The 10,841-nt window shown below is 59.1% G+C and carries 9 protein-coding genes; 1 reads left to right on the forward strand and 8 read right to left on the reverse strand.

What is annotated here, in order from left to right:
• Nucleotides 1-4: 4 nt before the first annotated feature.
• Nucleotides 5-2,440, reverse strand: a complete 2,436-nt coding sequence (locus tag G403_RS0106055; protein WP_027853200.1) for a YbcC family protein — start codon at nucleotides 2,438-2,440, stop codon at nucleotides 5-7.
• Nucleotides 2,440-3,984 carry an NADH-quinone oxidoreductase subunit L gene (locus G403_RS22375; RefSeq protein WP_036232761.1) on the reverse strand — a complete coding sequence of 515 codons (1,545 nt, stop codon included), beginning with the start codon at nucleotides 3,982-3,984 and terminating at the stop codon, nucleotides 2,440-2,442. The genes G403_RS0106055 and G403_RS22375 overlap by 1 nt, the downstream gene beginning before the upstream one ends.
• Before the next feature lie 123 nt (nucleotides 3,985-4,107).
• Between G403_RS22375 and G403_RS0106065 the strand changes: the two genes are divergently transcribed.
• Nucleotides 4,108-4,989, forward strand: a complete 882-nt coding sequence (locus G403_RS0106065) for a LysR family transcriptional regulator (protein ID WP_027853201.1) — start codon at nucleotides 4,108-4,110, stop codon at nucleotides 4,987-4,989.
• Nucleotides 4,990-5,023: 34 nt separating this feature from the next.
• On the opposite strand, the gene G403_RS22380 is transcribed toward G403_RS0106065, so the two are convergent.
• Genes G403_RS22380 through G403_RS0106095 form a run of 6 tightly spaced genes read right to left on the reverse strand, consistent with a single transcriptional unit; the run spans nucleotide 5,024 to nucleotide 10,824 of the window.
• Nucleotides 5,024-5,566 (reverse strand): GDYXXLXY domain-containing protein, encoded by a 543-nt coding sequence (locus G403_RS22380; protein ID WP_051298609.1) that lies wholly within the window; start codon nucleotides 5,564-5,566, stop codon nucleotides 5,024-5,026.
• On the reverse strand, nucleotides 5,559-6,872 hold the full coding sequence (locus G403_RS0106075) for a DUF2157 domain-containing protein (protein WP_027853202.1): 1,314 nt from the start codon (nucleotides 6,870-6,872) through the stop codon (nucleotides 5,559-5,561). The genes G403_RS22380 and G403_RS0106075 overlap by 8 nt, the downstream gene beginning before the upstream one ends.
• A 54-nt stretch (nucleotides 6,873-6,926) precedes the next feature.
• Nucleotides 6,927-7,814: a Tim44 domain-containing protein gene (locus G403_RS0106080; RefSeq protein ID WP_051298612.1), complete on the reverse strand. Its 888-nt coding sequence runs from the start codon at nucleotides 7,812-7,814 to the stop codon at nucleotides 6,927-6,929.
• 31 nt (nucleotides 7,815-7,845) lie between these two features.
• Nucleotides 7,846-8,739, reverse strand: coding sequence for a DMT family transporter (locus G403_RS0106085; RefSeq protein ID WP_027853204.1), 894 nt, complete (start codon nucleotides 8,737-8,739; stop codon nucleotides 7,846-7,848).
• On the reverse strand, nucleotides 8,739-10,436 hold the full coding sequence (locus tag G403_RS0106090) for a potassium channel family protein (protein ID WP_027853205.1): 1,698 nt from the start codon (nucleotides 10,434-10,436) through the stop codon (nucleotides 8,739-8,741). Before G403_RS0106090 ends, G403_RS0106085 begins: the two co-directional genes overlap by 1 nt.
• A gap of 4 nt (nucleotides 10,437-10,440) precedes the next feature.
• On the reverse strand, nucleotides 10,441-10,824 hold the full coding sequence (locus G403_RS0106095) for a DUF6394 family protein (RefSeq protein ID WP_027853206.1): 384 nt from the start codon (nucleotides 10,822-10,824) through the stop codon (nucleotides 10,441-10,443).
• Nucleotides 10,825-10,841 lie beyond the last annotated feature (17 nt).

Consider the following 10,841-nt stretch of genomic DNA (forward strand, 5'->3'; position numbering starts at 1 on the left):
CCGATCAGAGCGGCTGCCATCTGCTCCCAGCCAGCCGCTCCACTCCCTGATCGCCAAAGCGCATCAGGTGCAGCCAGCCATTGCTGAACAGCTTTGCCACCATCGGATGCTTGTCGATCACGGCCTGAATCCGCTCTCTGGGCGCATCGATGACAACGGTAAGCCTCAGGGGCTGATGCTGCCACGCTTTACCATTGTGAAGCGACTGCTTAGCAAGGCCGATTCGCAGATCGCCGCCGTTGCCTTCAAACACGCCGATTCGCCCTCCCACCACGTTGTGAAGCGTTTTGTTGCCGCTGCCAAACCGGCGCGGGTCCACGGTGGACGCGTAGTACTGCATGTTGATCCAGTTGGTGACGATCATCGGCGCGGTCATGATCTGCTCCAGCAGGGCACCGTCAGCATCCTTCTGAGGATCGTACTCATGGAGGAAGCTACGCCCGTTCAGATCCACGCTGCGGCTGCGTGAGCGCGGCGCGATGATAAAGGCCGCGTTGTTACCCAGGCCCCACTCCGGGCGGGTTTGCGCCCAGTCATTGGCACGCTGACGCACCTTTTTCAGCAGCGTCTCCGGCTGGTCGGCGTGTTTCTCAAGCCCCAGTGCCTGCGCCCGTTCACGCCGTGCCCCCTGCCCCGCTCCAGTCAGCTGCTGTTGTACATTTTCAAGCTCAGCCCCCACCGGCTCCGGCAGATCCTCGGTAAACAGGCTGACCTCTTCGGTGGTGGTGTTATGAAAGCCGGCAACAAACCGGGTCTGTTCAGGAATCGACACACCCAGGTCGTTCAATTTAATCCGCACATCCCGGTCGTTCAGCAATACCGCCAATGCCCGGGCATTGACCTCGCCGCTCTGGCCGCAGCAAGCGCCGCAGTCCAGCCCCGCCTTGTGCGGGTTGTTGTCGGTCTGGCTGCCGTGGCCGATCAACAGCACCCAGCGCGCCAGCCGACCGGTCAGATTCATTCCGCGCAGTACCCGAGCAGCCAGTTCAGCCCGCTCATCCAGCGTTACACCTATCAACTGGGGGCGCAGAGCTGCATGGGTTTTGCCATCCAGCAAGCTCTGCTCGGACAGCGCGCTTTGAGTGCGGGGCTGGCTGCGACGAATCAGCTTGCCCAGGTATCCCAGGCCCAGCGTCTCCACCAGACTGAAGGCGGAGCCCGGCAGGGTGTTAAAGGGCTTGCCCGCGTTCCGGGCGTTCAGACGCTTCTGACGGGCCCGAGCCGCTTGTTCATCCACCGCCGCATCGCCACTGGACTCACTGACGTTCATGGCAGGCGCCAGCAGACCCGGCAGCTGAGGCCGTGCGGTTTGGGTACCCAGCGGGGTGTAACTGATCGGCAAACCGAAGAAACCGGCAAACCCCAGGGTTTCGATATTACCGGTGGTTTCCAGGTGGCGGCGAAACACTTCGGAGCGCACATCGATACAGAAAACCGCCTGCACATCAGCCCCTGTGACTGGCGCGGAGTCCGCGCGGGTCAGCCGTGATGCCATATCACGCTGGTAAGCATGTTCCATGGCCCGCTGCCACAGGCTGAAAACCTCAGTCGCGTTGTCATCCTGATTCTGAAGGTGCTTATCCCACTGACCATGCCAGCGCCACAACAGTGACAGTTGGTCGCGGCCGCCATCATCCAGCAGGCACTCCCAGGCCAGGCGGATCGCCAGCAGTTCGATCAGGGTCTGATCCTCCTCACCGGCCAGTCTTGCCTGCCAGCGACGGTAGGCACACCAGGACGCCCAACCGCTGATGCGCAGGAGTACCGTGTGCAGGAAGGATTGCCACTCACTCTCCGGCAGACCCAGCTGGTCCAGTGCGTTCTGAATCAGCGCCCAGGGTTCCTGCGGCAGCGCTTCGACCCGGTTCCCGATCCAGGGCGCCTGCATCAGCAGCTCGACACTGTGGCCAAACTGCATGCCCGCATGCCAGTTGGCATAAAGGCCCCCCGCTTTATCCGGGCGCCAGTCCGCCTGATGTTCATCGAACCAGGCGCCGCAGAACTGGGAGACCTGATGGGTGATGGTGTCGCACCAGGCCGGTTCATGATGCAGGTCGCGTCCCGCATCAAGCACATCACTCAGCAACGGCGCCGGGGTCGGTGCCGGGAAGCGGCGCTCCAATGAGGTTACCAGCGACGAGACCGTTAGCGACGAACCTTGCAGGTCGAGTGCGGCTTGCAGATCCGCCTCGGTGATCTCGCCCTGTTCCCACTGCTGACGGTAGTAATCCAGTGGCATGAAGAGACTGGAGCCACCCAGCGCGCCCAATTCACGGTTCACGGTTTCGAACGGCTTATCCACCATGCCCCAGTAAGGGTTAACCGCAATCATCCTGTCCAGCGGCCAGTTCGGCGCAATCGCCGCGCAGGCGGATTCCACCGCATCGCTCAGTCGGGCGTATTGCTCACTCAGTTGCGTTTGTGCAGCCAGGGAAGTCATTACACCATCTCTCCGGTTGGGGACGGATTCCGGTTCACCAGGGTACGGGCCTGCAGCGCACTCAGGCGAGCAGGCCAGAACCGGAAGGTCAGTCGAGTGAAGGTCTCATCCAGATAGAATCCGTTATAGACCCAGGGGTAGAGCCGCCTGGACAGAACACCGTCCGGCCGCGCGCTCAGGATCGCCTGCAGCAGGTAGAGCATGGCGAAACAGAACCCGACCCAGGCCATCAGTACGATGGACGTGGTGGGCTGTGCAGGCAGAATCGCCGCAAACACCAGGTGCCAGGTCAGATAAAGCTGAGTCAAAAGTGTGACCTGAACAAGACCACGCACCAGTGCGGGAACAGACTGAAGCACCGCCTGCCAGAGTAGCGAAGCAAAACCCAGCACCAGAATCAGGCTGACCACCGGCGGCAGCGCAAGCCCAAGAGCCCACTGCCAGACACTGACGGAGCTGAGCACCAGCGCAGCACTCAGAACCAGCGCCCAAAGTGTGGCGGTAATACCGGTTTTGGAGGCATAGGGAGCAGACAGAGACTGCATGCGAACCTGCGCCAGCGTATCGCCACTGCTCAGGAAGGCGTAAGCCTTGTAAAGCGAGTGCGCGACCAGGTGCAGAAGCGCCAGCTCGTACAGGCCCAGCCCCACTTCCATCAGCATAAAGCCCATCTGGCTGCAGGTGGACCAGGCCAGGCGCACCTTGATGCTGATCCGGGTCATCATCACCAGACCGGCCAGGACCGCAGTAGTACTACCCACAATCACCAGAAGCCACTGGGCCACCGGCGCGAGGCTCAGCATCTCCGCCAGGCGGATCATGACAAAGCCACCCATGTTGACCACACCGGCGTGCAGCAGCGCGGAGACCGGGGTGGGCGCTTCCATTACCTGGATCAGCCAGCCATGCAACGGCAGTTGGGCGGACTTGAGAATCGCTGCCAGCGCAAACAGCACCACTGCCAGGTGCAGTGAGAAAGGCAGTGCCGCAGCACCGGCCAGCTGAGCGTTGATTTGATCCAGCGACAGGCTCCCGGTGACGCTGTAGATCAAACCAAGCGCGACCAGCAGACAGGCATCGGCCATACGGCTGACGAGGAATTTCTTGTGCGCCACAATTTGGGCGGTCTTGCGTTCGCGGTAAAAGGTCAGCAGAAAGTGGAGGCCCACGCTGGTGGCGCCCCAGGCCAGTACGATCACGCCCAAGTGACGGCTGGTAACCAGCACAACCACCGACGCCAGGGTAAACAGCATGGCGCTGACAAAGCGGCGCTGTTCAGGTTCACCGCTGAGATAACGGGCGGAAAAGCGGATGACAACCCAAGACAACAGAGCAACCAGCAGGGTGAGGGTCAGACCCAGGGCATCAGCCTCGTGCAGGCCGCGCAGATGGGCCATTGAACCGGCAATCGTGACCACCAGTACCAGAGGCAGACCAACGGCCGCCGCCCAGCGGGCCGGTTGCCAGGGGTCACTAGCCTTGAGCGAAAGCAGAAAGGCGATAGCCATCAGGGCGGGAAAAAGCCAGACCAGAGCTGCAAGCAAGGGAACACCTCCAAGTTGTGGGAGCGAACTTCGATGCTGGCAATGGTGTGCTCGTCTGCTATTTTTGTAAAATAGATTGATTCGAATAAATTGTTCACTTTTAAAGAACGATAAAACAATCCCATGCGCAACCTGAACTTTCACCATCTCTATTATTTCTGGACCGTGGCCAAGGAGGGTCATCTGACCCGGGCTGCGCAGCAACTGCATGTTTCCCAGTCGGCATTGTCGTCTCAGATACGTCAGTTGGAAGATCAACTGGGGCATCGCCTGTTCGACCGGGAGGGACGGCGGCTTGAGCTGACCACCGTCGGTCAGCGGGTGCTGGAGTATGCGGAGAACATATTCGGGCTGGGCAGCGAGCTGCTGGCGATGCTGGAGAGCGGCGAGCACCAACGGGTTCAACGTCTGCGCATTGGTGCGGTCACCACTCTATCGCGAAACTTTCAGGACAACTTCTTAAGGCCGGTGCTGGGCTCACCGGATGTGCAGCTGGTGGTGGAGTCCGCCACCCTGGATGAGCTGCTGGAGCGGCTGCGGGTGCATAAGCTCGACCTGATCCTCTCCAATAAAGCGGTGGCCACCGACGCCGGCACTCCCTGGCGCTGCCGCCGGATCGCCCAGCAGAGTGCCTGCCTGGTGGGCCCGCCGGAGGGTGCCGACGGATTCCGCTATCCACAGGATCTGGAGAAAGTGCTGTTGCTGGTGCCGGGCCCGGGCAGTGACCTTAGAAGTCAGTTCGACCTTCTGTGCGAGCAGGAAGGGTTAAATATCAGCTACCACGCCGAGGTGGAGGATATGGCGATGCTGCGTCTGCTCGCCCGAGACTCAGGCGGTATCGCCGTGGTGCCGGAGGTGGTGGTACAGGATGAGCTGCAACAGGGCGTACTGCGCAATTACCGTTCACTACCCACGGTAACCGAGAATTTCTACGCCATCATGGCCAAGCGACAGTTTGCGCCCAAGGCGCTGGATAATCTGGTGGAGATCGCCAGTCAGGGATAACCACCCCAGCATACGCCTCCGGCTTCTGCGGAGGCTACGGCTCGCATCCCCCTTCGCATATCAACCGGTTGATGGCGGCGCGTCCGTTATCGAGCAGATACACCTCGGCCCAGGCCTCTTTCTGGCGCACGGCACTCTGCGCCTGCAGCGCCTTTTCGCGCGGCATAAAATAGGCCTCGATCCCGTACTGGAATCGGTAATCGGCACCAAATGGAGAGATTCTTCCACGGATAAAGGTGCCACCGGGCGGCTCCCGGTAAATACCGGTGGCCACGTGGTATTTGCCCTGCTGCTCCAGGCTCACATAGGCCACTTCATTGCGCTTGAACGGCTCGCCGGCCAAGGCACCATCCAGTCGGGAGATGCGGTAGTTAAGCCGGACATAGTTCCCCCGAAACAGACTGCGCGGATCCACCGGCTCAGTGCGCAGCAATACCGGTTGTCCATACCAAAGCGGCCAGACCGAACTTAAATACTCCAGCGCCAGGACGGAAAGCTGTAGCAGGATGGTCAACGCCAGTCCGACCGCCACAAACCGTTTATGACCGGGCCCCCAGGCTTTAATGGCATCAAACATGGCGGCCTCCCTTCTGAACCCGGGAGCGCCAGTATCGGGCGGAACCATAAAGAATGGCGGCCGCGATCATGAACATGATTGCCCCGCCGATGTAATCACCAATCAGATCAAAGTAACGGAACAGCGCCGTCACCAGCAGGACTCCGACACCGGTGTAGAAAAAGTGAGTCACCGCATCATCAATGCCGCGCCGGATCAGCCAGATACCGGTCACCACTAACATCAGGTTGGTCGCAATGGCCAGCAGATCATCATTCAGCCACCCCTGCTGTACACACAGTGCCGCCAGCGTGAAAAAAACGCCATTGGCCAACAACGGACCACCCGAGTTAATGCCGGAGGGCCGGGCCAGTGCAAAACCAACTAACGTGGCAACGGCCATCATGAGCGGGGTAAAAACACCCAGCAGATACTCTTCCCGAATCATGCCGCGCCAGGGGTCGTCGTAGCTGAGCAGAAGCAGCGAAATGATCGCACCCCGCAACAGGTAAAGATGCAGAAGCTGGCCATAGTCCCGCTGATCATGGTTATCCTGTCGCATCATCCACCAGGCAAAACCGGCCAGTAGCAGACCCAGCGCGAGCGTGATCATCACCTGATCGGTAAAGGGATCGTAGTCCCACCAATTCCCCGCCGCCCATGCCAGCAACAGGTTGAGCCAGGTCGCAATCCCTGCCAGAGCACCCAGAAAGAGTAGCGCGGAGCGCTTGTGAAACCAGACCAGCCAAAGGCTGACCAACGCAAACAGTGGATAACTGGTCGGGAAAAACTGCTCTTTCGCCTCGGTGAACATCCAGAGTGTGGACAGAACCAGTACCAGCAATGCGATGAGCCGCGAGCGTGTTATGGGGATAAGCGGCAGTACGCCCAGCGCCCACCAGTAGATGCCATCGGGATAGTGAGCACCCAGGTGGTAGATCTGGGCGATCAGCATGATCGACATACCGTAGCTGATCGAGCCGAAAAACAGCCAGATCACGGCCGCCGAACGCCTCGACATCAGCAGCAGGCGGAACCCGATCAGGTTGACCACCAGCGTGAGTCCGATCAGCCCAAGCATCCGTGTCATACGGGGAATGTCATCCCAGTTGTGGGAGACGATCAGAATCAGCGCAAGCCCCACGAACAGAGCAGCGAGCGAGGTGAGAACGTAATAGCCAAAGGAGGAGCCGGCCCCGGTATCGGTCCGGCTGATGCCATAGCGCGCAAGAATAGAGTCCGCTTGAGCGGTGTCGATTAGACCCTCATCGACCCAGTCCTCGATTTCACGGGCCAGGTCGCGTTTGAATAACCGAAATATGCGCATTCCCTGCTCGGCTTGTTGGAGTTGATCGGTCCCGGCATATGCCGGGACACGCTTTTAGTGCGGCTGATCGATACCGACGATAAACCAGTCCGCGTTGTCCACGGTCATATCACGGGTCAGGTGCCAGATTTCGCTGAACTCAGCGGTATCACCCTGCTCCTCCTCACGCAACCAACCGTAGAAGTGGATCGATACGACCACGTGATCTTCGTTGTCGATAAAGTTGAGCAGGTCCGCCATCACGGACACCACCTCGGTATGCTGGCGCTCCGGGAAACGGCCGCGCTGGGCTTTCAGCTCTTCGAACAGCTCCGGTGAAGTATAGCTGCTGATTTCGTCCCAGTTGGAATCATCCCAGGCTTTCTGAAGCGCTGTGAAGTGGTCGCAGGCACCGCTCACGAAGGCGCTCTTGTTAAACCACTCCGGCAGTTTCAGATCCGGCTCGGCCAGGCCGGCACCAATACCGCCGTTATAGATTGGCGGCTCCGGTTGCGGTGCCTGCTCGCGCTGCGCACCCCAGGCGGGTTGCTGGTCGGTATTCCCGGCACCACCGGCTCCGGCGTAAGCGGGTTGAGGTGCTCTGCGCCCGGCAAAAAGTTTAAACAGGATAAAGCCCACCAGTGCGATCAGCAGAATATCCATGATCTGGATCCCTTCAAAAGCACCACCAAAGAACAGCGCTCCCAGCAGCCCACCGGCCAGCAGGCCGCCCATCAAACCACCGAACCCGGAACGTTTGGTCGCTGTCCCCGCCTGGGTCGGAGCCGCCTGCTTCTGCGCATCCTGCTGTTTGTTGTAGGTCGGCGCGGGTGTTGTTTTCTTGGGCGCCGAGTAGGACTTACCCAACGAGAAGCCGCCGCCAAGGCGCTTGGCATGGGATTCCTCCATAGGCAGCATAAAACTGAGCAGGAAGGCAAAGAGACTGGTCGTCAGAATACGCATCAGGTTTCCTCAAGTGAGACGAAATGCCGGTTCATGACCGGCGCAGTTTAGACAAAGTCTGGGATACCGTTGCCAGGTAGATCCCCGTAAAGATCAGGAGCATACCCGCCGCATGGAACAGTTGCAGCGTCTCGCCCAGAAAAACCACGGAGAGAATCACCCCGAACAGCGGCATCAGATGGATAAATAGACCGGCACGAGCCGCACCAAGTTCCGCAACCCCCTTGTTCCAGAACATATAAGAGAGAATGGATGGGAAGATCGCCATGTAGAGAATGGCCGATATCACCGCCGGTGACCAGTGAATCTCGATCGACTGCCCCTGCTCCATCAGTGCAAACGGCGCCAGCGCGATCACCCCCACCAATACATTGAACGAGAACAGGGTGAAGCCGTCCAGGTCTGCCGGGCGCCAGCGCAGGGCAACCGAGTAACAGGACCAGGTCAGTATTGCAGTCGCAACCCAGATATCACCGGTATTAAAGTTCAGGCCAAGCAGCACGGAAAGATCCGCCTGGCTGATCAATATCGCAACACCGATCAGAGAGGTCACCACCCCCGCCCACTGGCGCAGTTTGATGGGCTCTTTGAACAGCAGTGCGCTCAGCAGAAGAATGATCACGGGCGCCGCTGACTGCATCAGCGTGGCATTGGAGGCCGTGGTGTTCTGCAGTCCGATATAGATAAAGGTGTTGAAGCAGCCCACACTGAGAATCGAGAGTACCAGCAAGATAAGCCAGTTACGGCGAATGATCTCGCGATTACGCCAGATACGAGGCAGCGCCCAGGGCAGCACGAGCAACAGAACCAGACCCCAGCGTAAAAAAGCCAGCGTTAGCGGCCCCATCTCCACATGGATAGCACGGGCGCTGACCACATTACCGGCCCAGAACAGTACGGTAAGCACCAACAACAGATAGGGCATTACTTCGCCTCCGGTCCACGCAGCCAGCGCTGAAGACGACTTTGGGTCGCATCAAAACCGGTCAGGATATAGTGCAGGGTGTTATAGTTCTGCGCACTCCAGCGCATCCGGTCCAGTGCCCGGGTGCGGCCACAGAAGAGTATTTCATCGCCGGGTTCAAGCTCGGTCAGCTCACCGGGAGTCATTTTGACGCTATCCCCCCGCTTCATCATCAGCGGGAAGCAGTACAGGGTTTCAGAACGGTTATGCGGATTTTTCATCAATGAAATCAGTTTGATCGGCACCTCTTCCTCCAGCTTGGTGATCACCGCCGGAGCTTCGCGTTTATCGATCCGAACCGAGCGGCTATCCAGTTTTTCGTCCCCCACCATGGAACTCATCCGGTTAATCAGGGTATGCGCCCAAACCTCATCCTGCTTGAACAGGTGCTCGATAAAAACAGACAGCAGCGGCGTCTTGAGCTGAGCCAGAATACGGGTCGCAATAATCTGCCCCGGCTGCATGATGAAATCGCACCGCGAATGCGAAAAGATCAGTTCGTTGGCGCTGAGATTCTGGCGCACCACGGTAATCAGTTTCGGGTTGAGCTCCCGGGCCGTCATGATGATCGACAGGTTATCGGCATCACTGTCGGTCCCGGCCACGATACCGACCGCCGACCGCACACCTGCCTGTTCCAGGGTCACCGCCTCGGTACCGACACCCGGTACCGCGCTGCCCAAGGCACGAATGTTATCCGGGTCGGGATCGATGACTGTTACTTCGGTCCCGGCCTCGGTCAGTTCACGGGTGATATTACGGCCGAACCGGCCGTAGCCACAGACGATCCAGCGCCCCTCGGCGTGACGGTACACACTGGCCAACGTCCTGTGGTGGGGATTCATCAGCCAATCAAACACCAGATGACGATGGGGGCTATGGGCCGCCAGCGCCACATACTCGGCATAGTGCCGGAAAGGGTCAACGATCAGATCGGTACCGAAGGAAGCCAGGTTGGCGCTGGTGATATCGTTTTCCGACCGGCTGATCGCCATCCGCTTGGGGACCAGAACCTTGCTGGCGATGGCAATACCCAGATTCACCTTATCACTGTTGGTCAGCGCCAGCACACCGGCGCAATGCGGGTGCTGCAGGCCGGCCCGGTCCAGAACATCCGGCAGCGAGGCATCGGCACAGAGCGCCGGAACCGGCGTAACCAGGCCATCCAGATCCAGGTTATCGATCCGCTCCTGATCGATATCCACCACCACCGCTCGCAGCCCGGCATCCACCAGCTCACGCACTACGGTACTGCCGGTAACGCCGTAGCCACAGACCAGATAGAAAGGTTCTGTGATCCCTTTCACCGAGTAGATAAACCGGCGCAGACGCAACAGCCGGATAAAACCACCATCCTGCAGTACCGAAAGCGTGGTACCGATGCCATACAACCAGGCAATGACACAGGAGTAGATGGTCACCAGTGTCCACATCCGCTGAGCCGCGGTGAACGGATACGGAATTTCACCAAAACCGATGGTGGACCCCATAAACGAGACAAAATAGAACGCATGGAAAAAATCCATGCGCCAGGGGTTACCCTGATCATCCTGTCCGGGAATCAGGGTAAAGCCCAGAATCGAGACGGCGTAAACCACAATCAGCGTGATCAGTGGCGTGCGCAAACGCCTCAGGAGTACGTAGAGAATATCGTACATGGCGTTAGCGTCGGATCAGCACCGTCTCCACCATCAGCAGAATGACCGAGGTGATGTTGGCCAATAGAGCACCGCCGGCGAAAGAGACCACCGATGCCATCAACCGTGGCGTCATGCCGGTGGCCGCTATGTGCTCGCCATAGCCCCAGATCATCGCCGAGATAATCAGCTGAAGGTCCGCGACCAGGCTGGTGGCCAGCATCAACGCGCCCAGATGACTGCGGTCGCCAAACTTCATAACGGTACAGATCAGGCTCACGACTATAGCCAGAAACAGCTCCAGCACGTCATGATGATCGGGATTATCGATCTCACCGACAAAGAACCCGAAGTTCAGTGTCAGCGCCAGCACAATGAAAAAGGCGAAGATGACCTTCTCGCGATTCATCCAGCAGACTCCTTGAT

The sequence above is a fragment of the Marinobacterium litorale DSM 23545 genome, assembly GCF_000428985.1.
Classification (GTDB): domain Bacteria; phylum Pseudomonadota; class Gammaproteobacteria; order Pseudomonadales; family Balneatricaceae; genus Marinobacterium_D; species Marinobacterium_D litorale.